This is a genomic window from Microlunatus elymi (genome assembly GCF_007362775.1).
Lineage (GTDB): Bacteria > Actinomycetota > Actinomycetes > Propionibacteriales > Propionibacteriaceae > Microlunatus > Microlunatus elymi.
On the sequence record NZ_CP041692.1, the window covers coordinates 688,438 to 712,090 of the forward strand.

The following is a 23,653-nucleotide window of genomic DNA, read 5'->3' on the forward strand; positions in this document are numbered from 1 at the left end:
ATGAACTCGAACGCAACGACAGCCGCCACCGGCGAGGTCACGACGCCGCACGTACCCACCGAGTTGCCGCCGCGGATCCAGCACTTCATCGACGGCGCGTTCGTCGACAGTGTCGACGGTGGCACCTTCGACGTGCTGGAGCCGGTCACCAACAGCACCTACCTGCAAGCCGCAGCAGGACAGAAGGCCGACATCGATCGCGCGGTGCACGCCGCACGGTCGGCCTTCGACGACGGACCGTGGCCGCACCTGCTGGCCCGCGAACGCAATCGAATCCTGAACAAGATCGCCGACATCGTCGAATCCACCGACGCTCGGCTGGCCGAACTCGAGACCTACGACTCCGGGCTGCCGATTACCCAAGCGCTCGGCCAGGCCCGCCGGGCCGCCGAGAACTTCCGCTTTTTCGCCGACCTGATCGTGGCCCAGTCCGACGACACCTACAAGGTGCCTGGCAGGCAGGTGAACTACGTCAACCGCAAGCCCAAGGGTGTGGCGGGCCTGATCACGCCCTGGAACACCCCGTTCATGCTGGAGAGCTGGAAACTGGCGCCCGCGCTGGCTTCGGGTTGCACGGTGGTGTTGAAGCCGGCGGAATTCACCCCGCTGTCGGCCAGCCTGTGGCCGGCGATCTTCCGTGAGGCAGGAGTGCCGGACGGAGTCTTCAACCTGGTCAACGGTCTGGGCGAGGACGCCGGCGACGCCCTGGTCAAGCACCCGGACGTGCAGTTGATCTCGTTCACCGGTGAATCGGCCACCGGGCAGTTGATCTTCGCCAATGCGGCGCTCACGCTGAAGGGCCTGTCGATGGAGCTGGGCGGCAAGAGTCCGGCGATCGTGTTCGCCGATGCTGATCTTGATGCGGCTTTGGATTCGACGCTGTTCGGTGTCTTCTCCCTCAACGGTGAACGCTGTACGGCCGGCAGCCGGATCCTGGTGGAGCGCAGCATCTACGACGACTTCGTCCGCCGCTACGCCGAGCGGGCGACCAAGATCAAAGTCGGCGACCCGCATGACCCGCAGACCGAGGTCGGTGCGCTGGTGCATCCGGAGCACTACGCGAAGGTGACCGGCTACATCGACATCGGCAGAACCGAGGCCCGGCTGGTCGCCGGCGGCGAACGACCGGAGGGTCTGCCGACCGGGAACTACGTGCAGCCGACCGTGTTCGCCGATGTTCCTTCCACAGCAAGGATCTTTCAGGAAGAGATCTTCGGACCGGTGGTGGCGATCACCCCGTTCGACTCCGAGGAGGAGGCGCTGCGGCTGGCCAACGACGTCAAGTACGGCTTGGCCGCCTACGTCTGGACCTCCGATCTGGAACGCGCGCACAATTTCGCGCAGCGGATCGATGCCGGCATGGTCTGGCTGAATTCGCACAACGTCAGGGATCTGCGCACTCCCTTCGGCGGGGTGAAGGCATCCGGTCTGGGACACGAGGGCGGCTATCGCTCGCTCGACTTCTACTCCGACCAGCAGGCTGTGCACATCTCACTCGCCAATGTCCACACACCGAAGTTCGGCGCTTGACCGGCCGCACCGCGCCATCAAGCGCCATCTGATCATGAAGGAACGTCAACGATGACCACCACCGATCCCGCTGCTGATGCCGCCGCCGACACCGCGGCGCCCGGCCTCGTACCACCGGACATTGTCCGCTGCGCCTATCTCGATCTGGTTGTCACCGACCTGGCCGCATCCCGGAAGTTCTACGTGGACGTGCTCGGCCTGGTCGTCACCGAAGAAGATGATCAAGAGATCTACCTTCGGCCGCTGGAGGAGTTCATCCACCACAATCTGGTCCTGCGCAAGGGACCGGTCGCTGCCGCAGCCGCGTTCGCCTTCCGGGTGCGTACGCCCTCCGATGTCGATCGGGCCGAGCAGTGGTTCGCGGCGCGCGGCTGCCGAACCGAGCGGCGAGAACACGGCTTCGTCAAGGGCATCGGCGATGCCGTACGGGTGATCGATCCGCTCGGCTTCCCGTACGAATTCTTCTTTGCTGTCGAGCATGTGGAGCGACTGGCCTGGCGTTACGACCTCTACACACCCGGTGCGCTGGTTCGTCTTGATCACTTCAACCAGGTCACCCCGGACGTGCCGAAGGGCCGTGCCTACCTTGAGGAGTTGGGATTCCGGGTCACCGAGGACATCAAAGATGATCAAGGAATCACGTACGCGGCCTGGCTGCGGCGTAAGGACACCGTGCACGACACCGCGCTGACCGGAGGCGACGGGCCGCGGCTGCATCACATCGCCTTCTCCACCCACGAACAGCACAACATCATCGCGATCTGCGACAAGCTCGGCGCGCTGCGGATGTCCGACGTGATCGAACGCGGCCCGGGCCGGCACGGAGTCTCCAACGCCTTCTACCTGTACGTCCGCGACCCCGATGGACACCGGGTCGAGATCTACACCCAGGACTACTACACCGGCGATCCGGACAACCCGGTGGTGACCTGGGACGTGCACGACAACCAGCGCCGGGACTGGTGGGGCAACCCCGTGGTGCCGTCCTGGTACACCGATGCGTCGCTGGTTCTTGATCTTGACGGCAATCCGCAACCGGTGGTCCAGCGGACCGACGCCAGCGAGCTGGCCGTCACGGTCGGCGCGGACGGTTTTTCCTACACCCGCAGGGATGACCAGGAAGAAGGCTTCAAGCTCGGAAACTCGGTCTGACCTCAGCCTGCTGACCCGGGCGAGTCCTAGGCTCGGCTCAACCGCCGCCGAGCAGTTGGGCGCTGGCGGATCGCTTCGTGTTGGGGGACGGGGAGCCATGAAGGTCCGGAGTCTGGCCGCAGTGGCGGCCTGCGTAGCGTTGATGATCACGGGCTGCTCGGCGTTGCCGCAACGATCATCCGGCGATCACCACACCGCGTCGGCCGGTCCGGTGGCCGGCCCGTCCGTCACTGCCTCCGGCGCCGGTGGCGGCACCACACCCTCTCCCACCGGTGGCGGCGCGACGAGCCCCGCCAGTCCGTCGAGCTCAGCCGCCGCGCCGCCGTCCGATCCGGTACGAGAGTTCGACGGCGCGAGCACTGCCGATCCGGCAGACTTCCCCGGCACGGTGACCAAGGTGGGCTTCAGCACGCCATCGAGAAACATCAGCTGCGGCATGCACGGCAGCACGGTGGTCTGCCAGCTGCAACAGTTCGACTACCATCCGACGCCGACGCGGGATTGTCGTGGCGGCGGCAATTGGGGCAGTCAGGTGCATCTGATCGGTGCCGGCAGTGCCGCGTTCGGCTGCGCCGGCGACGTCGAGAGTGGCGGCCCGCAGTTGCCGTACGGGGCCCAGCTGAAGACGGGCGTCGTCCGGTGTGTCAGCCGTGAGGACGGTGTGACCTGCCAGAACACCAGCAGCGGAAACGGCTTTCGGGTTTCGCGGCAGGGCTTTGTGTTCTTCCCCACAAGGGAAAGCTCGAATCTACCGGCGGCGCTGGTGGGCCAGTGGGACGGCCACGGCCGGCGCTTGGTGATCAAGGAATCGGGCGCGTCCGTGCTTACCTACCGGGCCTACCGCTACTGCAGCGACGACCCGACCAAACCGTGCGACAAGGTCAAGGGCAACGTGATCTACCCCGGCGGCAAGGTGAAGTTCACCCTGCAGCCCGGCGCGAGCACCATCTCCGCCAGCGGCAAGATCACCAGCTCCAACGACCCCGCCTACCCGGTCGGCGCAACGGCAACCGTCACCGTGTCCGGGTATCAGCGACTGCTTCGCCTTGCTGGCAAGACCTTCGCCAACTTCTGCGCTCCGGGCGATCCGAACCTGGGCGAGTGCGGGGCGTAGGTAACCCGCGGCCGGTTCAGCGGTTGATCCACTGCTGCATCCGTTCCGGGTAGCGGTTGGTGGTCAGGTCGACCTGGGCCGACACCTGGTTGAGTTGATCAAGGTCGGCGGCGGTGAGTTGCAGTTCGGCCGCGCCGGTGTTCTCCTCGAGCCGGTGGAGTTTGGTGGTTCCGGGGATCGGCACGTTGGTCGGATGCTGGGCAAGGATCCAGGCGAGCGCGACCTGGGCCGGGGTGGCGTTGTGCTGGCCGGCGATCGCGGTGACTTGATCGACCAGGCCCTGGTGCGCCGTGCGCATCTGTTCGGTGTAGCGGGGTGACCGGCTGCGGACATCCCCGTCACCGAACGACGTGCTGCCGCTGATGGTGCCGGTGAGGAATCCCTTGCCGAGCGGGCTGAACGGGACCAGACCGATGCCGAGTTCGTGCAGAGTGGGGATGATCTCGGCTTCGGGTTCACGCCACCACAGCGAGTATTCGCTCTGGAGTGCGGTGACGGGCTGAACGCTGTGAGCACGACGAATCACCTCGACGCCGGCTTCGGAGAGTCCGAAGTGTCCGACCTTGCCCGCCTCGATGAGTTCCTTGACGGTGCCGGCGACGTCCTCGATCGGTACGTCGGGGTCTACGCGGTGTTGGTAGAGCAGGTCGATCCGATCGGTGTCGAGCCGTTGCAGGGATTCGTCGACGGTGGCGCGGATGTGGTCGGGGCGGCTGTCCAGGCCGGTGGATGAACCGCCGTCGATGGTGAACCCGAACTTGGTGGCGATCACGACCCGGTCGCGGATCGGGGCGAGGGCTTTGCCGACGAGTTCTTCGTTGGTGTACGGGCCGTACACCTCTGCCGTGTCGAAGAACGTGACACCGAGGTCGACCGCCGCCCGGATCACGGTGACGGCTTCCTGTTCCGCCAGGGCGTGACCGAAGCCGTGGTTGAGGCCCATGCAACCGAAGCCGATCGCCGATACGGCGAGTCCGCTGTTGCCGAGGTTTCTGTTGATCATGCTGTACTCCTTGGGGATATGCCGGCTCCTCGCCGAGAACTGCGGGTGCTGGGCTGTCGGAGGTCTATCCGGGTTGGCCGGTTGGCCGCAGGAGGATCTCGTTCAGCGTCATCCGCCTCGGGCGGGTGACGGCGAAGGCGATCACACCGGCGACGTCTTCGGCGCTGATGGCGAGCTGTTCGTAGAACTGCTCGGACGCCTGTTTGGCGGTCGGGTCGGTGATGTGGTCGGTGAGTTCGGTGGCGACGGCGCCGGGTTCGATGACCGTGACGCGGACGGCGGGTTGGAGTTCCTGGCGCAGCGCCTCCGACCAGCCGTTCATCCCCCATTTGGTTGCTGCGTAGGCGGCGTTGCCGGCGCGAGCAGTACGGCCGGCGACCGAGGAGATGTTGACCAGGTCGCCACCGGATCCGGTGCGGAGTTGATCAAGGAAAACCTCGGTGGCGGTCATCGCACCGAGCAGGTTGACCTCGACCATCCGGCGTTGTTCTTCCCGTTGGCTGCTGTCGAACGGGCCCAGCAGCATCACACCCGCGTTGTTGACCAGCACATCGGCAGCACCCAACTTCTGCCGTACGCGTTCGGCCGCGGCGACCACGGCGCCGCGATCGGTGACGTCGGCGGCGATCGCCACCGCGTCACCTCCGAGCTCGACAGCGAGCTGTTCGAGGCGATCGGTACGGCGGGCCAGCAGAGCCAACCGGTAGCCGTTGGCGGCCAGTGCGCGGGCAGTGGCAGCGCCGATACCGGAGGACGCGCCGGTGATCACGGCGACGGGGCCGTCGGACGGATTGTCAGGCATGGCGGTCGGCACCTTGTCAGTCGTTGTCGGCAAAGACGGTTCGGACGACCTTGACCGCGGACATGGCCTTGGGCCAGCCGGCGTAGAAGGCGAGGTGGATGATCGCCTCGGCCAGTTCTTCCTCGGTGAGTCCGTTGGCCTTGGCCCGGCGCAGATGGCCGACGAGCTGTTCGGTGCTGCCGGAGGTGACCAGGCTGGACACTGTGACCAGACTGCGGTCCCGCTGGGAGAGTTCGGGACGTTCCCACACGTCGGCGAACAGGACGTTGTCGGTGAGGTCGGCGAGCTTCGGCGCGAAGTCTCCGGCCAACCGTTGGGCGGTTGTCAGATTGTCGTCGGACACGATGATTCCTTTCCAGGCAGGGTGCTGTTGGCCCTGGTGCGGGCGGTGCGGTGCGTCGATGCGGTTCAGCGGTAGCTTTCGTGGCCGCTGCCACGGGCTCCGGTCACGGTCAGCGCGGCCGATCGCCGGTCGATCTCGTCAATCTCGTCCGGGGTGAGCCGGACCTGCGCTGCTGCTGCGTTCTCCTGGACCCGGTCGAGGTTGCGGGAGCCGGGGATCGGCACCACGTTCGGAGACTTGGCCAGCAGCCAGCCCAACGCAACCTGCGCCGGCGTCACCCGCCGCCGGCCCGCGATGTCGACGACCAGGTCGACGACAGGCTGGTTGGCCTCGAGCGCCTCGGCGGTGAACCCGCGGGAAGCGGCTGCGGATATCCGTGCTCGCGAACTTCTGGCCGGTGCGGACCGCTCCGGTGAGGAATCCTTGCCCGAGCGGCGACCACGGCACCAAGCCGATGCCCAGCTCCGTACAGGTCGGTAACACCTCCGCCTCACACTCCCGGGCCCAGATCGAGTACTCGTTCTGCACGGCCGCGACCGGCTGAACGGCGTGGGCCCGGCGGATCGTGGCAGCACCGGCTTCGGAGAGTCCGAAGTGTCCGACCTTGCCCGCCTCGATCAGTTCCTTGACCGTGCCGGCGACGTCCTCGATCGGCACCTCGGGGTCGACGCGGTGTTGGTAGAGCAGATCGATCCGGTCGGTCCGGAGTCGCCGCAGCGACTGGTCGACCGAGGCGCGGATGGTGTCGGGTCGGCTGTCCAGGCCGGTGCGATCGGTGCCGTCGAAGCCGAAACCGAACTTGGTCGCGATCACCACCTGGTCCCGGATCGGCGCCACCGACTCGCCGACCAACGTCTCGTTGGTGAACGGCCCGTAGATCTGGGCGGTGTCGAAGAACGTGACGCCGAAGTCGTACGCGGCCCGGATCAGCCGCACGCCGCTCTCGGTCTCCACCGGTTCGCCGTAATTCATGCTCAGGCCCATGCAGCCCAGGCCGATCGCGGAAACGTCCAACGTTCCCAGGGAGCGCTGCTCAATGCTCATTTCTCCTTCCACGGTTCAGTCCTCGGGGATGTCTCGGCCGAAGGACGCGAGGGTGATCGCCTCGGGTTCGGGGCCGCCACGCCGGCCGGTGTCCAGGGCGTCGATCCGGGCCAGCTCGTCGGTGCTGAGATCGAAGTCGAAGACGTCGAAGTTCTCACCGATCCGCTGTGGGTTGGTCGATTTCGGGATGGCGGAGCGGCCCTGCTGCAGGTGCCAGCGCAACATCACCTGGGCCGGCGACTTGCCGTGTGCCTGAGCGATCTCGCCGATCACCGGGTCCTGCAGGGTGCTGGTGTGCTGGCCGTCGCGGTAGAAGGTGATGCCGCCGATCGGTGACCAGGCCTGGGTCAGGATGCCGTGCTCGGCGTTCGTCGTCTGTAGCCCGGGCTGGGAGAAGTACGGGTGCACCTCGATCTGGTTGACCGCCGGGACCACGTTCGCGTGATCCAGCAGGGATCTCAGGTGGTCGACCATGAAGTTGCTGACCCCGATCGCGCGTACCTTCCCGTCGGCCAGCAAGGTTTCCAGCGCTCGGTAGGCCTCCAGGGTCTTGTCGAAGTCCGACGGCAACGCCTGATGCAAGATCAACAGATCGAGCTGATCCAGGCCGAGCTTGCGTGCGCTCTTCTCGAACCCGTGCAGCGTCCGGTCATAGCCGTAGTCGCTGATCCAGATCTTGGTCTCCACGAACACGTCGGATCGCTCCAGCCCGGAAGCGGCGATCGCCTCGCCGACCTGGCGCTCATTGCCGTACGCGGCGGCTGTGTCGATCAGCCGGTAGCCGGCTGCCAGGGCCGCCGACACCGCGGCGCGGGTCTCGTCCGGCGGAGTCTGGAAGACGCCGAAGCCCAGCGCCGGCATCACGACCTCGTTGTTCAAGGACAGGGTGGAACTCTCAGACATGAGTGATCTCGATTCTTCGTTGTACAGAAGGGAAAGCGGCGTTGTTCCGGTCAATCGGTGACGGAGGACGGCTTGCTCGACTCGGTGGTCTCCTGACCGGCAGCCCAACTGGCCAGCAGCCGGAGTTGATCTTCGGCCGGTGACCCCGGATCGGCGGTGTAGGCGATCAGGACCAGGTCATCAGCCGGCAACTCCAAGGCGTTGCCGGTCAGCTCGATCTCGCCGACCACCCGGTTCTGCAGTCGCTTGCGGGTTGTGCGATGCAGCCGGACGTTCTGCCGTGCCCACCGGGCCACGAACTCGTCACTGCGGGTGGACAGTTCGCCGATCAGATCGCTCAGGGCCCGGTCCCGCGGGTCGCGGCCGGCCTCGATCCGCAGGGCGCCGACCAGGTCGTCGGCCACCGACTCCCAATCGGTGAAGAAGCCCCGTGAATGCGGATCCAGGAACAGATAGCGGGCCAGATTCAGCGGCAGCCGATCCTCATTCAGAGCACCCCCGTACAGGGCCCGGCACAGCCCGTTCGCCGCCAGGATCTCCATCCGCGGCGTGCGCACATAGGCGGGCAGATCGGCCATCCCGGCCAGGATCGACAACACCGCCTGACGGGGGCCCGTCGGGGGCGCCGGCTTGCGCCGCGGGCGAGACGCCGGCCGGGGCTCCAGCACCCGCGCAAGATCGAACAGATGCTGCCGTTCGGCCTCGTCCAACTGCAGTGCCCGCGCGACCGCGTCCAACACCGAATCCGAGGCACCGGCCAGTTGGCCCCGTTCCAGACGTGCGTAGTAGTCGACGCTCACCCCGGCCAGCGTCGCCACCTCCTCGCGGCGCAAACCCGCGACCCGACGCTGATCGCCGGTCCGGACCAAGCCGGCACGCTCCGGCGACAACCGCGCCCGACGACTGGTCAGGAACTCCTGAATATCCCTACGCCGATCCACACCGAGGACGGTACGGGCGAAGCAGCCGCCGAACCAGGACCTGTCAGTGCACCCCACGCACACCGCGGTAAAAATGTAGGAGCAGACGGCCCAAACCCCTCGAATTCGGGGGTTGGGGACCATCTGCTCCTACGTTTTTACCGCGGTGCCGGCGAGACAGGGGCGCGCGTACCTGCCTGATCAGCGGGCGGCGATGAAGGAGTCGACCGCGGCCGCTACCTGGTCGACCTGATTGATCAACTCGTCCAGGATGGCCGCATCGGCGATCAGCGGCGGGGCCAAGATCAACATGGTGGCGCCGCGATCGTCGGGGCGGGTGAGCAGGCCGGCTTCGCGCATCGCCGTCGGCATCACGCCGCGGACGAGCTGCTGCGCCTGGTCGGTGGTCAGCGGCCGGCCGCTGCGCCGGTCGGCGGTGAACTCGATCGCGTAGAAGTAGCCGGTGCCGCGTACGTCGGCGATCGTCGGATGGCTGTCCAGCAACGAATCCAGCCCGGTCTTGAACTGGGGTTCATGATCACGGGCGTTGCCGACGGCGTTCATCTCGATCATCGCGTCGATGTTGGCGACAGCGGCTGCGGTGGCGACCGGGTGTCCACCCCAGGTGCTGCCGTGGAAGAAGGAGCCGCCGTCGGGCGAGTCCCAGAGTTGCTCGACCAGGGGCGTACGCACCGCCATCCCGCCCAGCGGCGCGTAGCCGGAGGTGGCGGCCTTGGCGAAGGTGATCACGTCCGGCACCACCTCGAACCTCGTGCTGCCGAACCAGGCGCCGAGCCGGCCGAAGCCGCAGATCACCTCGTCGGCAACCAGCAGGATCCCATGCTGGTCACAGATCTTGCGCAGTTCCTGCCAGTAGCCGGCCGGCGGTACCAACGCTCCACGAGAGTTCTGCACCGGTTCGGCGAAGATCGCCGCGATCCGTTCCGGGCCGACCTCGTCGATCAGGGACTTCAACCGGGTGATCGACGGCAATCCGGCCGCGCTGCCGCCGTCGGGCACAACCTCGCCGAGGGTGTGCGGGAAGTGCCGGACGTCCGGCATCACCGGTTCGAAAGGTTCTTTGTACCAAGGGATTCCGGTCAATGCGAGCGCGCCCATGCTGACCCCGTGATAGGCCATGTCCCGGGCGATGATCACGGTCCGCTCCGGTTGTCCCTGACTACGGTGATATTGCCGGGCGAACTTCAACGCGGACTCGACCGCCTCGGAGCCCGAGTTGACGAAGAAGATCCGATCAAGATCACCGGGGGTCAGCTCGGCGATCCTGGCTGCTGCCTCGATCGCCGACGGATGCGCCGCGCCCCAGTTGGGCCAGTAGGCCAGCTTCTCCATCTGCTTCATCGCCGCCGCGACGATGTCCGTACGTCCGTGGCCGATGTTCACGCAGAACAGACCGGACAGCCCGTCCAGGTAGCGGCGCCCCGAATCGTCGTACACGTAGCAGCCCTCGCCGTGATCGATCACCGGCAGGTCGGGTGACCGCCACGCCTCGGCACGGGTGAAGTGCGGGAACAGGTTCCTGCGCGCCGCGGCACGGATCTCTGCGGGATCGGGCTGAGTCATGACTGTCCTTCATGGATCGAGTACGTCTACCGACATCTTCCGCCCCGCAGCGTTCGTGGTCCAGTCCCGCCTGAACCGCGCCCAACCGTGATCCCGAAGCGCTCGGATTCAAGCTCCCTGAGCTTGTCGAAGGGCACCCACCGCAAGATTCGGACCGCCCCAGCCCAAGATCCCTGAGCTTGTCGAAGGGCACCCAGCTCGCACCAGGTACGGTCCGCACTTCTTGCTCAGGACCCCTGGCTTGCGGGCAGGGTCACGCCGAACGGCAGCCCGCTGTCCGGTGTACGACAAATCTGCTGCAGCCGCCGGTATCCCTCGGCCACGACCTCGGGCCGCTGCGACCACAGATCGGTGGTCTCGTACGGATCGCGGTCAAGATCGTAGAGCTGACCGACCGGATGATCTTCGTCGAAGGCGACACCTTTCGGCTCGGTGAAGCCGGCACCCGAACCGGTGGTGAATTCGATCTTCCAGCGGCCCATCCGCAGACCGAACCGGCCGCTCAAGGTGTGGTGCACCAGCAGATCGTCCTCATCGTTGTGGTCGGGATCGGGCCGACCGAGCAGCAGCCGGGCCCTCGACCGCGAATCCTCGCCGCCGGTGCCCGGATCGACGGCACACAGCTCGGCCAAGGTTGCGTACAGATCGACCAGCCCGACCGGGTGATCGATCACCGCACCGGCGTCGATCTGAACTGGCCATCGCACCAACAGCGGCTCGCGATGGCCGCCCTCCCAGATGTCTGCCTTCTGGCCTCGGAACGGCCCGTTCGGCAGATGATCTTCGAGGCGACCGTCCTCGGCGAACAGGGTCGGTGCACCGTTGTCACTGGTGACGATGAAGATCGTGTCGTCCCGGGCGCCGATCTCGGTCAACGTGCGGTCGATCTCGCCGACCATCCAGTCCACCAGGCAGACAGCATCGGCCCGGTTGCCGATTCCGGTCCGGCCCCGGACGAATTCGGGCGGTACGCACGGCCGATGAGGGGCCGCGGGAGTCAGGTACAGGAAGAACGGTTGATCATGGTCCCGTTCTCGCAGCCAGCGGACCGCCTCTTGGGTGACTCGAAGATCAACTTGATCATCCTGCCAGCCCGGCGTCTGAAGTCCGGTCCGCTGCCCGGGAGCGTAGACCTGCTTGGGCTGATCCGGAACGCCGAGAGTTTGATCTTGGTCCAGGAAGCAGTAGGGCGCCATGTCCAGCGACGCCGCGATGCCGAAGAACCGATCGAAGCCGCGGGTCGTCGGGCCGTCGGCGAATCCTTGCTGGTAGTCGATCTCGGCCCCATCCTCCAACTCCTGCGGTGCCCCGAGTCGCGCATCTGCTCCGAACGCGCTGTCGAGATGGCCGTCCCGCCAACGCCACCCGACACCGAGATGCCATTTGCCGAAGGCGCCGCAGGCATAGCCGGCCGAGCCGAGCATGCTGGCCAGCGTCGGCCGATCGGGCTCGATGATTGCCGGGCCGTGCCCCATCAGCACTCCGGACTTGAGCGGCCCGCGCCAGGCGTAGCGGCCGGTCAACAGGGCGTACCGGCTCGGCGTGCAGACGCTGGAAGCCGAATGCGCATCGGTGAACCGGACGCCCTGGTCGGCGACGGCATCCATCGCCGGTGTCGGGATCGCCGTGGCACCGTTGCAACCAAGATCACCCCAGCCCATGTCGTCGGCGAAGATGATCACTACATTGGGACGGCGAACGTCGGAATCGGGCACGAGTCAACCCAACCACAGCCGGTGCGGCTGTGGCTCAGGTACGGCCGTGCTTCAGACACGACTGCGGGCCGCCACCCAGTTTGGGTGACGGCCCGCAGCCGTACGTGCTGGAACCTGGTCAGGCGTTGGCGGGCTCCTTGGCCGGGCGCTTCCAGGTGACGGTCGGGGCGAGGGCCTCGATGTTCACCCGGTCCTTGTGCGCCGCGACGATGTCGAAGAGCGATTCGATCAACGTGTCGGACAGCAGGTGCGGCTGCAGACCAAGATCAACAAGCCCGGTGTGCTTGACGTTGTAGTAGTGGTCGGACTGCTCGACCCGCGGGTTGGTGAGCCGCTCGATCTGCACCGGGCCGGGGAAGTCCTCGGCCACCTTGTCCGCCAGCTGAGCAACCGAGAACGACTCGGTCATCTGATTGAAGACCCGGAACTCGCCGCGGTCGGCCGGGTTCTCCACGGCCAGCCGCAGACACTCGACGGTGTCGCGGATGTCCAGGAAACCGCGAGTCTGGCTGCCGTTTCCGTACACGGTCAGCGGCTCGCCCAGCACGGCCTGGATCACGAACCGGTTCAGCACGGTGCCGAAGACGGAGTCGTAGTCGAAGCGGGTAGCCAGGCGCGGATCGAGCTTGGTGGCGTCGGTCTCCAAGCCGTACACCACGCCCTGGTTCAGATCGGTGGCGCGCAGCCCCCAGATCCGGCAGGCGAACTCAATGTTGTGCGAGTCGTGCACCTTCGACAGGTGGTAGAAGGATCCCGGCTTCTTCGGGTAGAGCATCCGGTCCTTGCGGCCGTTGTGCTCGACCTCCAGCCAGCCTTCCTCGATGTCGATGTTCGGCGTGCCGTACTCGCCCATCGTGCCGAGCTTGACCAGATGGATCTCCGGGTTGACCTCGGCGATCGCGAACAGCAGGTTCAGGTTGCCGATCACGTTGTTGTGCTGGGTGTAGACCGCGTGCTCGCGGTCGATCATCGAGTACGGCGCGGCACGCTGCTCGGCGTAGTGAATCACCGCGTCCGGCGCGAACTCGCGCAGCGTCTCGTACACGAAGTCGGCGTCCAGCAGGTCACCGACGTAGTTCTTGATGGTCTTGCCGGAGACTTGCTGCCAGGCCGTGACCCGCGTGTCCATGTCCTCGATCGGGACCAGGCTCTGCACGCCCAGCTCCTCGTCGTAACCACGGCGGGCCAGGTTGTCCAGGACCGCCACCTCGTGGCCGGCTTGGGAGAAGTGCAGGGCCGTCGGCCACCCGAGGTAACCGTCACCGCCCAGGATCAGTACTCGCACGAAATTTCCACCTCCGCGGATCGCTTCAAAACACAAGTTGCATCGCTAGTCTTAAGCGGTCCGCCGCTCAAAACCCTCATCGCATCGTATCTTGTCAATCCTGTTGACCAACTTTCGCTGACCGTGTGCCTGCTGTGAAGTTCTGCTGGATGGGCTTGTGAGCGGCTGAAGTTGGACCAAATGCGGACTTGCGCGCCGGAAGGTGAAGACTGAGCGACATGGCATCAGTCCCCGAAGTGAACGGCCCGACGGTGGATCCCGGCGTCGCCGAACCGGTCGGCTCGCAATCACTCGCTGGCACGGGCCCGGCCTCGCGTCACGGACTGTTCGGTCGGCTGATGCGGGCCGGGGTCACCTCGGTTGGGGCGACGATCCTGTCCCACGGCACCTATGTGGCACTGCTCGCTGCGGCGCACGCGAATGCGACCATCGCCAGCACGATCTCGTTCCTGGTCGGCGCCAGCTTCAACTACTTCGTCGGTCGACGGATCACCTGGGGGCGCAAGCACCGGCCGCACCCGATCAAGGAGACGCTGCCGTACCTGGCTGTCATCGCAGCCAGCGGTACGTTGTCGATCGTCGTGGCCACGGTCGTCCAGCACGTGATCGGTCCGATGGGGCTGTCCGACCTGCGGCGAACCGCCGTACTGGAACTGGCGAACATCTGTTCCTACGGCGTGGTGTTCATCTTCAAGTTCACCCTCCTGGACCGGCTGGTCTTCCGCCACCACGAGGACCACACACCCCGTTGAGTGGGCCTACTTTCCGGGACCGCGGCGGCGCAGCACCCAGCCGCGGAACCAGGCAGTCACCATCACTCGGCCGTAGTTGTAGCCGTAATAGATCGGGTGACCCTTCTTGGACTTGCCGGCCTTGCGGAGCAGCATCTTCACCGGCACCTCTTTGACCCGAGCGCCTTCGGCCATCGCCCCCAGCAGCAGCTGTGAGGCGTGATACTGCGGTTCACTCAGCCGTACCCGCATCAAGGTGTCGGTCCGCATGGCACGGAAACCGGACGAGGTGTCGGTCAGCTTGGTACGAGTCAGAATCGTGGCCAAAGTCGCAAAGAACCTGACCCCGAGCCAGCGCGTCCGGCTGTCGGCCTCTTCCAAGCCCATCCGCCGCGAACCGTTCACGAAGTCGGCGTCACCGGCCAGGATCGGTCCGACCAGCGCGGCCAGCTGATCTGCCTCGTACTGACCGTCGGCGTCGGTGATCGCGACGACCTCGGCTCCGTGGCCCGCTGCCAGGTGGTAACCCAGCCGCAGCGCGGCGCCGTGTCCCCGGTTCTTGGAGTAGGCGTGGGCGTAGATGTCGGAGTGCTCGGCCACGATCTCGGCCGTACGATCGGTGGCGCCGTCCACGATCACCAGGGTGGCGACCTCGACCTCCGTGCCGTCCGGGCCGGGAATCTTGCGCGGCACGGTGTCCAGCACCGGCCCGATCGCGCCCTCCTCGTTATATGCGGCGATCAGCAGCACAACCGGCGGGAAGGTGAAATCCCCGTACTGCTGATTGAACTTCTGCTCGGCGTCGTGATCGGCGGGCTCGGGGTACGCGGCGAGGGAGCCTCGCTTGGTTGCGCTCAACTCGGTGGTTCCCATCCTTCTGGTGCTGCGTCTTGTCGTTTGGTGAGGGCTGTGAACCCGATCGCGCCGGCCAGCGGGAAGAACACCAGCCCGGGGAGCTGATATCGCCAGGAGAAGAGATACGCATCGGCTCCACCGACCAGCAGCAACCCGAATCCAACCGCAACCATGGCCTCGGCGCGTAATCCGCCGCGCCGGACGAACATGCCGGCGACGCCGATCAGGCCGGCACCGGCCAGCAGGGTACCGGGGGTGTAGCCGCCATGCAGCTGGTAGGCCCGCAGGAAGGTGGTCAGCGGATGCAGCACGTGCGGCAGGGTGTTGTCGAACTGCAGCGTCAACGGGTCGGCATCGGTCCGGTACCACCGCGGGTAGTCGTGCTGGAACTGCCAGCGTGTCAGCGGTACGTCGTTGGCCGACGTGGTCTTGGTCCAGGCGAAGCCCTTGATGAAGTCCTTCAGGATCGCTCCGGCCACGTCCAGCGGCTGTTGCTTCAACACGGCGACGCCGAACTCGCGCCGCATCTGAGCCTGGGTCTTGCCCGGAGGCAGCGGATCGACCCGGGTCGTGCTCAGGTTGTTGTAGTAGTCGACGTTCTGACGTTCGCCGATCGGTGCCTTCGGACAGAGCTGCCGCAGATATTGATCAAGATCAAGACTGTCGCAGTCGGCAACCGTGGCCGCCCGCCCGTACAGCACACCCGAGGTGGCGCCACTCAGGCCCCATTGCCCGGTTGTGGCCCGGAACGCCGCAGCGTAACCGCCGAGCACGATCGCGAAGCCGGCCAGCCCGGCGATCAACCGGATGATCATGGCCTTCCACCACTGCCCGTTACGCCACCGAGCACCGGCGAAGATCAGGTACGCCACCAGTGCGATCACCAAGGTGATTCCGATGATGCGGATCGGCACATTGGCCGCGATCAGAGCACCAGCCAGGGCCGCCTGCCACCAGCGGGGACCCAACCGGGGCCGCTTGGTCGCGGTGTTGGCGCTGGAGCGGAATTTCCACGCCATCAAGGCCCACACCGCACCGAGCAGGATCGCCTCCGACCACGGCTCGGACATGATGTTCTGCTCGATCTGTAATTGGTAGGCGTCCAGCAGTATCGGCAGGGTGATCACGGCCGCGACGATCTGGCGGGCGCCGAGCCCGCGGGCGATCCGGTACATCACGATCGCCATGCCGAGCCCGACGAGGTGCTGAACGGCAACCGTGAAGGAAAGTCCCGAACCGAAGAGCTTGCCGAACGTCACCAGCGGCCACAGGATCAGTTCATAGCCGATCGGATGCAGGCCACCCATCTCGAAGGTGTGCAGATTGTTCAGGTAGGCGAACGAGTCGATGTAGAGCATCGCCGGCTGGTAGGCCAACCAGGTGATCACCCGCATCGCCAAGCCGAGGGCCAGGAAGATCGAGAACAACCAGTTCTGCCGGATCAGGGTGCCCAGGCGAGTGGTGATCTTGCGTCCCGACCGCCGGCCGGTGCCGCCCTCGGCGTCGGTTCCGGCAGTCGCGGTCTGATCGGTCGACGACGCGGCCGGAGCGCTGTCCTTCGCCGTCTGTGCGTCGGGGCTCACCGGGTCGACGGGGCGGGGTCGCACAACTCGTCGCGGACGAGCCGGGCCATCGAGGTGTTCGTTGCCGGCACGGGTGTCACCGCGTCGCCGATTCCCTGACTCGTCATGCCCATACGCTACCTGGCCGGTTCGCGACCCGGATCGGTGAACGGTCGATGGCGGGTCGGCGACACTTTCGAGCTGCCGCCGCGAGGCGGACGGTTATTTCGGTGGCTGCCGCGGTTGATACGTCTACTATCTGCGCAGGAGGCGCGGATGACCGACGTGCTGGTGCTGAACGCGAGCTACGAGCCGCTGCAGCGGGTGAGCGTGCGACATGCGATCGGCATGCTCTACCGCCAGGTCGCCGTGGTCGAGGAAGAGGTCGACGGTTCCCGGTTCGGCCCCTATCCGATGCCCCGCGTCCTCAGACTGGTCCGGTACGTGGTGATGAAGTGGGTGCATCGCGGTACACCGCCGTGCACGAAGGCCGGCATCCACGCCCGCGATCGGGTCTGTGCCTATTGCGGCGGACGCGCCACCACGGTCGATCACGTGCTGCCGCGCTCCCGGGGTGGCGGGTCGACCTGGCACAATCTGGTCTCGGCCTGCACGAAGTGCAACGAGCGCAAGGGCAACCGGACGCCGGCCGAGGCCGGCATGAAGCTGCGAGTCACTCCGTACGCCCCGAGTTATCTGCAGTTGAAGGCTCTCCGCGCCCGGCGCTGAGCCGGCCACAAGTTCCGGTTGGCCGCCCGGCAGAGCGCGGTTGCTTCACGCAACTTTCCTTCTGCCGTAGGAAAATCGCGAAAAAATCCTGATGTCGGGAATACCGATCACTCGTAGAGTTGCTGTCGGCTCTGGTGGTCGGTGCTGATCGCCCTGGAAGATCCCCGGCGGATCGTCCGGCCCGAGCCCGCCACCTCCTCAGCTCCGTCAACGGTGCTGCCCATCGAAGAGATTCGAAGTACGTCGCGCTGTCGATTTTCGGCCGACTGCTTCGACTTACTGTCGAGGGCGCCGAACACCGGGGCCAGTGACGTCAGAAAGGTCCAGTAGCGTGACGAGCCCCGAACTGAGCAACTCCGAACTGACCAACCCGTACGACATCGGTACTCGACCGGAGCGGATGTCGAGCCGCGACCGTACTGTCATCGGCATTTTGCTGATCGCCGCGTTCGTGGTGATCTTCAACGAGACGATCATGAGTGTGGCGCTGCCGCGACTGATGGTCGATCTGGATATCTCGGCCAGCACCGGGCAGTGGCTGACCACCGCCTACATGCTGACCATGGCGGTGCTGATTCCCACCACCGGCTTCGTGTTGCAGCGGCTGAGCACGCGCACCGTGTTCATCCTGGCGATGAGTCTGTTCAGCGCCGGCACCCTGCTGGCCGCCCTCGCCCCGGGATTCGGGCTGTTGCTGACCGCCCGGATCATCCAGGCTTCCGGGACCTCGGTGATGATTCCGCTGCTGATGACCACGGTCCTCAACCTGGTGCCGCCAGCCCGCCGCGGCAGCTTCATGGGCACGGTCAGCATCGTGATCGCGGTCGCGCCGGCCATCGGCCCGACCGTGTCCGGACTGATCCTGCAGTACCTGTCCTGGCGGTTCATGTTCCTGATCGTGCTGCCGATCGCGTTGGTCGCGTTGGCCATCGGCATCTTCCGGCTGACCAACGTCGGCACCGAGGATCATCATCCGCTGGACCTCCGCTCGGTCGCGCTGACCATCCCAGCCTTCGGCCTGTTCGTGTACGGCCTGAACGCGTTCGGTGTCAGCGGCGGCCAGGGCGTCCCGGTGGTCGGCATCGTGGCCGTGCTGGTCGGTGTGGCCTGCTTGTTGATCTTCGGTCGCCGGCAGATCACGTTGCAGCGCAGCGGCAACCCGTTGCTCGACCTGCGGGTCTTCGGCTTCAAGGACTTCCGCAGGAGCCTGTTGGTGATCTTGCTCGGCATGGTCGCCATGTTCGGGATGATCTTGATCCTGCCGTTGTATCTGCAACAGGTACGTGGTCTGGACACGCTGTCGACCGGACTGCTGATGCTGCCCGGCGGGATCCTGATGGCGATCATGGGCCCGATCATCGGCCGGCTGTACGACCGTTACGGCCCGAAGGCGCTGATGATGATCGGCACCGGTCTGCTGACGGCGATGCTGGTCGCCTTCAGCGTTGCCAATGAGCACACGCCGATCTGGCTGCTCGGTCTGCAGTACGCGATCATGATGGGCGCCGGGATGGGCATGATCATGACCCCGGCGATGACCAACGGCCTGAATCCGCTGCCGCCGAAGCTCTACTCCCACGGCAGCGCGACGCTGATGACCCTGCAGCAGGTCGCCGGTGCCGCCGGTACCGCGCTGCTGATCGCGATCATGTCGGTCCGGGCCAGCGGGTTGGCCGGCCGCGGAGTGGATCAGCTGCATGCCGAACTCGGCGGCATCCACGCCAGTTTCATGGTCGGCGCGGTGGCCGCTGCGATCGCGTTCGTGCTGTCGGCCTTCGTCACCCGCGCGGTGCCGGTCCAGGAAAGCGATCCGCACGTCGCCGAGCCGGTCGCGGTCAGCGAGGGCTGAACCACTCGCGAACAAAATCCCCCGTTGATTGGCGAAATCCGGCGGCCCTTTCCGACCTGATCGAGGCAATCAGCGGGGGCTCTTGTTCGCGGCTTCCCGTGCAGCGGCACCCGTGACCGTGGTGTCTGCTTCGATCAGCGCCGCCCGATCGCCGGGCCGGAGCAGTCCGGGCTGCATCACGGTTGCTTGCACGCCGAAGATCGGATCGAGGAACTGCTCGCCGGTGCGGGCGGCGCGGGCCAGGGTGCGGAGCAGGTTGCCGTCGCGTTCACCGGTCACCGGATGGATGTCGATCACCGCGCAACGGGCGATCGGGCCGGTGACCCGGACCGTGGCCGTGCCGATGGTCAGCTGCCGCCCGATCCAGTCGGACTCGACCGGATCGGTCAGCGTCCGGCCCTCGGCATGATCATCGACGACCGCGGTCGCCCGCAGCCGGGCAGGATCGATCGACCGGCCGATCAGTGTCGACAGCGCGGCCAGTGAACCGGTGGTGATCAAGCTCAGGCTGTCGCCGAAGACGACGTCCCCGGGGGCACAGGCGACCAGCTCGACCTCGGCTCCGAGGTAGCGTCCGAACGCCGCAGCCCACGGCCCGGTCACGCGCCGGCCGGACACTTGCCGTCCCCAGTAGTCGAACTCGATCGACTGCTCGTCGACCATCACCGCCTCGTCGACGCGGCTGCCGTCGGGAAAGGTGCAACTCAGCTCGGGGTCCCGCCAGTCAACCGTGACAGCAACCAGTTGTGGGGTTTCCACCGTCCGCAGCGCTCGGCGGCGTACCGGATCGACCAGGCAGAATCGGCGATCACCGACCGGTCCTGATTTTGTCAGCACGACCTCGGGCAACTCGCGGTGCCGGGTGCCCTTGATCGGCGCGAAGCCGACTCGCGCTACCGTCCACGTCACCGCAGCATGGTGCCACGCCGTTCAGCGTTCACAGCATCCGCGGCCCCTCTCAGGCCGCCCTCAGTGCCGTCGGCCTAGGGTGTGCTCCGGCACAACTGTCGGTTGTGAGAAGTGTTGTGAAGTCGATCATGATCAATTGAGGAGTGAGTGTGCTCAGCGGACGCGTTCCCGATCTTTCCGCCATGCAGTTGCTGTGTGCGGTGGACCGTTCCGGCAGCCTGTCGGCCGCCGCCCAGGAGATGGGCTACACCCAGCAGGCAGCATCGTCGCGGATGCGTTCCCTGGAAGGACAAATCGGCGCGGAACTGGTGCGACGGAGTCCGACCGGATCGCAGCTGACCCAGACGGGTCGGTTGGTTGCAGGCTGGGCACAAGGGGTGTTGTCGGCTGCGGAGCGGATGGATTTCGGGATCAGCGCGTTGCACGAGCGGCGGGCCTCCCGGATGCGGCTGGCGGCCAGCCTGACCACCTCGGCGCACCTGGTGCCGACCTGGTTGGTCGAGTTGCATCGTCAGCAGGTGCGGGTCGGTGCCAAGCCGACCGATGTGGAGTTGATCACCGGCAACAGCGCCAAGGTGATCGATCTGGTCCGCGACGAGAAGGCCGCCGTCGGCTTCATCGAGACTCCCGAACTGCCGCGCGACCTGAAGCACCGGGTGGTTGCCGAGGACGAACTGGTCCTGGTGGTCGCGCCCGATCACAGCTGGAGCCGGCGTCGGGCCGGCGTCACGCTCGAGCAGGTGGCGCGTACGTCGCTGGTCACCCGGGAACGTGGTTCCGGCACCCGGAGGGCGTTGGAGTTGATCTTGAAGCACGAACTCCCGGACGTCGAGGTCGCCGCGCCCGCGGTGGAGTTGAGCACCGAAGGGGCGATCAACGCGGCCATCGGCGGCGGCCTGGCCCCGGGCGTGGTGAGCCGGCTGGCGGTCGCCGATGATCTTGCTCTGGGACGGCTGCGCGAGGTCAAAATCCGTGATCATCACCTGACCCGGCCGCTGGCCGCGATCTGGCGCACCGGCCGCTACCCGAGCCAGGGCCCGAGTCGTGACCTGGTGGCCATCGCCGCCCGCGACGCCCTGGCTGCCTGACCCCGTACCGAGTTGTCAGCGGTAGAAGGCGCCATAGGGCCCCCTAACGCTCCCCTAACGCTGACAATTCGGATCAGGCTGCGTTGATGATCTTGTCCAACGCGGTCTTGAAGTGGGGGATGGCGATCTCGGGATCCTCGATCTCGGGATGCCAGGCCTTCTCCCACTCGAAGTCGACGTAACCGCCGAAGTCGGCATCGCGCAGCACCGTCACCAGGTCGCCCAGTGGCACGATGCCGGTGCCGGTCAGCACCAGATCGAAGCCGTCGGGCGTCGCCCGGCTCGCGTCCTTGGCGTGGACCTGCCGGATCTTCGGGCCCAAGGCGGCGTACGTCTGCTCGGCGGTCTCGCCGTTGCGGAAGCTGTGCAGGAAGTCCCACAGCACGCCGAGCCGATCACTCGACTGATCCAGCAGCGGCTGGATCGTGGCCGCCGTACAGAAGTCGTCGTGGGTTTCGACCAGGGTCTCGATGCCGGCCGCCCAACTGTCCTCGGCCACTTCGCCGAGCCCCTCGGCCACTGCGGTGGTGAATGAGCCCGGATCGATTCCGTTCGGCCGGGAACCGCCGAAGACGCGGAGATAACGGGCGCCGAGTGCGTTCGCGATCTCGCAGTTGATCTTGGCCAGTTCGCGCTGCGCTTTCCGTTCAGCCGCGTCGGCCGAACTGAAGCGGACGCTGGTGTCGATGCAGTTCACCTCGACTCCGGCGTCGTCGAACACCTTGCGGGTCTGTGCGATCGCCACCGGGGAGAACTCGTCCAACGTGGTGAGGTCGACCTCGCCGCGGATGAAACGGATCTCGACCCCGTCGAATCCTTCGGTGCGGGCCAGCGCTGCCACCTCGTCGACGGTGTACCCCGGACAACCGAGGGTGCTGAATCCGATCTTGAACATGGTTGACCTCTTTCGGCTCGGCGCACAGATATACCGGCCCAGGCTGCTCCGGGCAAGCGTTTGCCATCGCAACGGCCGGATGATGCCGCGGGGGAGCGGCTGCGTTGCCGTCGCCGCGGCGCCGCTCCCGTGGTCGGTCGGCCGTCCGGGCCTCATCCAGGTACGGTGATGCCATGGCAGACAGGGACGAACGCCGAGTCGCAGTCATCATCGAGGACGATGCCGACATCGGCAATCTGCTGGCCGCGGTGCTCGCCGAGGCAGGCTTCGAGTCGCATCAGGCGACCAGCGGGGTCGAAGGCATCGAGGCGGTCCGCGAGCACGATCCGATCCTGACCACGCTCGACATCAGCCTCCCCGGCATCGACGGCTTCGAGGTCGCGCGCCGAATCCGCGACTTCAGTTCGACGTACGTGATCATGCTGTCGGCGCGGACCGACGAGATCGACACCCTGATGGGCTTGGATGCGGGCGCCGACGACTACATCACCAAGCCGTTCCGGCCGCGGGAGCTGCGGGCCCGGGTGGAGGCGATGCTGCGGCGGATGCGGCGCACGCCGAACGGCCAGCCGGTTGACGGCGCCGTGGCCGAAGAGGCCGACGGGCAGCCGTCCATCGACGGTGGGGACGCCGGATGGCTTGCCCACAACGGGTTGCGGATGCATCCGCAGATGCGGCTGAGCGAGTTGGACGGTGAGCCGGTCGAGCTGACCCGCAGCGAATTCGATCTGATGCTGGCGATCCTGGAGCGGCGTCGGCGGGTGATCACCAAGAACGAACTGGTGCTCGAGTTGCGGGGCGACGGCAGCACCGGCGGCTACATCAGCGACAACGACCGGCGGGCGGTCGAGGTGCACCTGGCGAATCTGCGACGCAAACTGGGCGACCCGGTCGGCCAGCCGCGGTTCGTGCAGACCGTACGCGGGGTCGGTTACCGCCTCGCACCCTGACTGTCCGAGGTGCCCGATCCGCCCGATCCGCCCGATCCATTGGTCCGGTTGCCGCCGTCGGCCTCGATGTCGGCGAGCCGGAGTCCGGCCTGCCGGACCCGGGAGATGAGCCGGCGACGGCCGGCCTCGATCGCGGTCGCGTTCCCGGCCGCGACGCGGAGCCGGAGCTGATCGGCGGCCTCGGCCACGTCATCGGCGCCGACCATCGAACTGGACGTAGCCAGGCTGAGCAGGGCGATCGTCGCGGTGCTCAGATCGTCGGCTTCCAGGCTGTGCTCGATCCGCGCCACCCGGGTGTCCAGCAACCGGAGGTAGTCGCCGATGAAGCGGCGGACCACCGGCGCATCCAGGTGCAGGGTGGAGCTCAACGCGCGCAACTCGGCGTCGGTCGACGGTGCCATTCGTTTCTGCTCAGACCGATCGTGATCGGGCCGTCTCTCGTCCGGCCGTGTCTGCCCGGGCAGCTTCTGGTCTGGCATCGTCCTCCTTTCCGGACTCCCAACCGTTACCGATCCGGCCAATGAGCGGCCGCACCTAGACCTCTACTTTCCCTCAACATTCGACAAATCTGGCGACGAGCGGAATTGGAGAGGCGAAAGTCCATCGTTGAATTGAATGCTCAACGAATTCCGGCTGTCCGATCGGTGGGGCCACCACTGCCGGTGGTGGCTCGTCGACGCCGATGGTCGC

21 protein-coding genes and 1 pseudogene are annotated in these 23,653 nt (G+C 66.3%); 8 read left to right on the forward strand and 14 right to left on the reverse strand.

The annotated features are described in order from the left end of the window. The 3 genes from hpaE (at position 1) to FOE78_RS02975 (ending at position 3,796) form a co-directional block, all read left to right on the forward strand. Entirely contained in the window at positions 1 to 1,530 is a 1,530-nt protein-coding gene (hpaE, locus tag FOE78_RS02965; protein ID WP_143984996.1) for a 5-carboxymethyl-2-hydroxymuconate semialdehyde dehydrogenase, read from the forward strand. A 51-nt stretch (positions 1,531 to 1,581) separates the two neighbouring features. Continuing rightward, positions 1,582 to 2,682, forward strand: coding sequence for a 3,4-dihydroxyphenylacetate 2,3-dioxygenase (gene hpaD / locus FOE78_RS02970; RefSeq protein ID WP_143984997.1), 1,101 nt, complete (start codon positions 1,582 to 1,584; stop codon positions 2,680 to 2,682). Positions 2,683 to 2,779: 97 nt separating this feature from the next. After that, complete coding sequence (locus tag FOE78_RS02975) at positions 2,780 to 3,796, forward strand: hypothetical protein (RefSeq protein ID WP_143984998.1); 1,017 nt, start codon at positions 2,780 to 2,782, stop codon at positions 3,794 to 3,796. Positions 3,797 to 3,812: 16 nt separating this feature from the next. Here the strand turns inward: FOE78_RS02975 and FOE78_RS02980 are convergent, their stop codons facing one another. From FOE78_RS02980 to FOE78_RS03020, 9 genes and pseudogenes are all read right to left on the reverse strand, one after another. Continuing rightward, positions 3,813 to 4,799 (reverse strand): aldo/keto reductase, encoded by a 987-nt coding sequence (locus FOE78_RS02980; protein ID WP_143984999.1) that lies wholly within the window; start codon positions 4,797 to 4,799, stop codon positions 3,813 to 3,815. Positions 4,800 to 4,863: 64 nt separating this feature from the next. After that, the gene (locus FOE78_RS02985) at positions 4,864 to 5,601 is read right to left on the reverse strand and encodes an SDR family oxidoreductase (RefSeq protein ID WP_143985000.1); all 738 of its coding nucleotides are present in this window, start codon (positions 5,599 to 5,601) and stop codon (positions 4,864 to 4,866) included. Between the two features lie 16 nt (positions 5,602 to 5,617). Then, the gene (locus tag FOE78_RS02990) at positions 5,618 to 5,944 is read right to left on the reverse strand and encodes a carboxymuconolactone decarboxylase family protein (RefSeq protein WP_143985001.1); all 327 of its coding nucleotides are present in this window, start codon (positions 5,942 to 5,944) and stop codon (positions 5,618 to 5,620) included. 65 nt (positions 5,945 to 6,009) lie between these two features. Continuing rightward, positions 6,010 to 6,988: pseudogene (locus FOE78_RS24665) on the reverse strand (aldo/keto reductase). 15 nt (positions 6,989 to 7,003) lie between these two features. Further along, on the reverse strand, positions 7,004 to 7,891 hold the full coding sequence (locus FOE78_RS03000; RefSeq protein ID WP_143985002.1) for an aldo/keto reductase: 888 nt from the start codon (positions 7,889 to 7,891) through the stop codon (positions 7,004 to 7,006). 50 nt (positions 7,892 to 7,941) lie between these two features. Continuing rightward, complete coding sequence (locus tag FOE78_RS03005; RefSeq protein WP_323125709.1) at positions 7,942 to 8,889, reverse strand: helix-turn-helix transcriptional regulator; 948 nt, start codon at positions 8,887 to 8,889, stop codon at positions 7,942 to 7,944. A 123-nt stretch (positions 8,890 to 9,012) separates the two neighbouring features. Then, entirely contained in the window at positions 9,013 to 10,395 is a 1,383-nt protein-coding gene (locus FOE78_RS03010; protein WP_143985004.1) for an aspartate aminotransferase family protein, read from the reverse strand. A gap of 227 nt (positions 10,396 to 10,622) precedes the next feature. Next, positions 10,623 to 12,110, reverse strand: a complete 1,488-nt coding sequence (locus FOE78_RS03015; RefSeq protein WP_143985005.1) for a sulfatase family protein — start codon at positions 12,108 to 12,110, stop codon at positions 10,623 to 10,625. A gap of 118 nt (positions 12,111 to 12,228) precedes the next feature. Then, positions 12,229 to 13,395, reverse strand: coding sequence for an NAD-dependent epimerase/dehydratase family protein (locus tag FOE78_RS03020; protein WP_143985006.1), 1,167 nt, complete (start codon positions 13,393 to 13,395; stop codon positions 12,229 to 12,231). A 218-nt stretch (positions 13,396 to 13,613) separates the two neighbouring features. On the opposite strand from FOE78_RS03020, the gene FOE78_RS03025 reads away from it, so the two are divergent. Further along, positions 13,614 to 14,147, forward strand: a complete 534-nt coding sequence (locus FOE78_RS03025; RefSeq protein WP_143985007.1) for a GtrA family protein — start codon at positions 13,614 to 13,616, stop codon at positions 14,145 to 14,147. Between the two features lie 6 nt (positions 14,148 to 14,153). Here FOE78_RS03025 and FOE78_RS23725 read toward each other — a convergent pair whose 3' ends face one another. Both FOE78_RS23725 and FOE78_RS23730 read right to left on the reverse strand, forming a co-directional pair. Beyond that, the gene (locus tag FOE78_RS23725) at positions 14,154 to 14,984 is read right to left on the reverse strand and encodes a glycosyltransferase family 2 protein (protein ID WP_210414774.1); all 831 of its coding nucleotides are present in this window, start codon (positions 14,982 to 14,984) and stop codon (positions 14,154 to 14,156) included. Next, positions 14,981 to 16,564, reverse strand: coding sequence for a hypothetical protein (locus FOE78_RS23730; RefSeq protein ID WP_210414775.1), 1,584 nt, complete (start codon positions 16,562 to 16,564; stop codon positions 14,981 to 14,983). The genes FOE78_RS23725 and FOE78_RS23730 overlap by 4 nt, the downstream gene beginning before the upstream one ends. A 255-nt stretch (positions 16,565 to 16,819) precedes the next feature. Between FOE78_RS23730 and FOE78_RS03035 the strand changes: the two genes are divergently transcribed. Further along, positions 16,820 to 17,272 (forward strand): HNH endonuclease, encoded by a 453-nt coding sequence (locus FOE78_RS03035; RefSeq protein ID WP_143985008.1) that lies wholly within the window; start codon positions 16,820 to 16,822, stop codon positions 17,270 to 17,272. A 331-nt stretch (positions 17,273 to 17,603) separates the two neighbouring features. After that, the gene (locus FOE78_RS03040) at positions 17,604 to 19,121 is read left to right on the forward strand and encodes an MDR family MFS transporter (RefSeq protein WP_228266017.1); all 1,518 of its coding nucleotides are present in this window, start codon (positions 17,604 to 17,606) and stop codon (positions 19,119 to 19,121) included. Between the two features lie 69 nt (positions 19,122 to 19,190). On the opposite strand, the gene FOE78_RS03045 is transcribed toward FOE78_RS03040, so the two are convergent. Continuing rightward, positions 19,191 to 20,030 carry an MOSC domain-containing protein gene (locus FOE78_RS03045; protein ID WP_143985009.1) on the reverse strand — a complete coding sequence of 280 codons (840 nt, stop codon included), beginning with the start codon at positions 20,028 to 20,030 and terminating at the stop codon, positions 19,191 to 19,193. Between the two features lie 143 nt (positions 20,031 to 20,173). Between FOE78_RS03045 and FOE78_RS03050 the strand changes: the two genes are divergently transcribed. Continuing rightward, positions 20,174 to 21,118 (forward strand): LysR family transcriptional regulator, encoded by a 945-nt coding sequence (locus FOE78_RS03050; protein WP_210414776.1) that lies wholly within the window; start codon positions 20,174 to 20,176, stop codon positions 21,116 to 21,118. 73 nt (positions 21,119 to 21,191) lie between these two features. Here FOE78_RS03050 and FOE78_RS03055 read toward each other — a convergent pair whose 3' ends face one another. Then, positions 21,192 to 22,013: a sugar phosphate isomerase/epimerase family protein gene (locus tag FOE78_RS03055; RefSeq protein WP_168207352.1), complete on the reverse strand. Its 822-nt coding sequence runs from the start codon at positions 22,011 to 22,013 to the stop codon at positions 21,192 to 21,194. A gap of 173 nt (positions 22,014 to 22,186) precedes the next feature. Between FOE78_RS03055 and FOE78_RS03060 the strand changes: the two genes are divergently transcribed. Further along, positions 22,187 to 22,963, forward strand: coding sequence for a response regulator transcription factor (locus tag FOE78_RS03060; RefSeq protein ID WP_143985011.1), 777 nt, complete (start codon positions 22,187 to 22,189; stop codon positions 22,961 to 22,963). On the opposite strand, the gene FOE78_RS03065 is transcribed toward FOE78_RS03060, so the two are convergent. After that, complete coding sequence (locus FOE78_RS03065) at positions 22,945 to 23,364, reverse strand: hypothetical protein (protein WP_143985012.1); 420 nt, start codon at positions 23,362 to 23,364, stop codon at positions 22,945 to 22,947. The genes FOE78_RS03060 and FOE78_RS03065 overlap by 19 nt on opposite strands. Between the last annotated feature and the right edge of the window lie 289 nt (positions 23,365 to 23,653).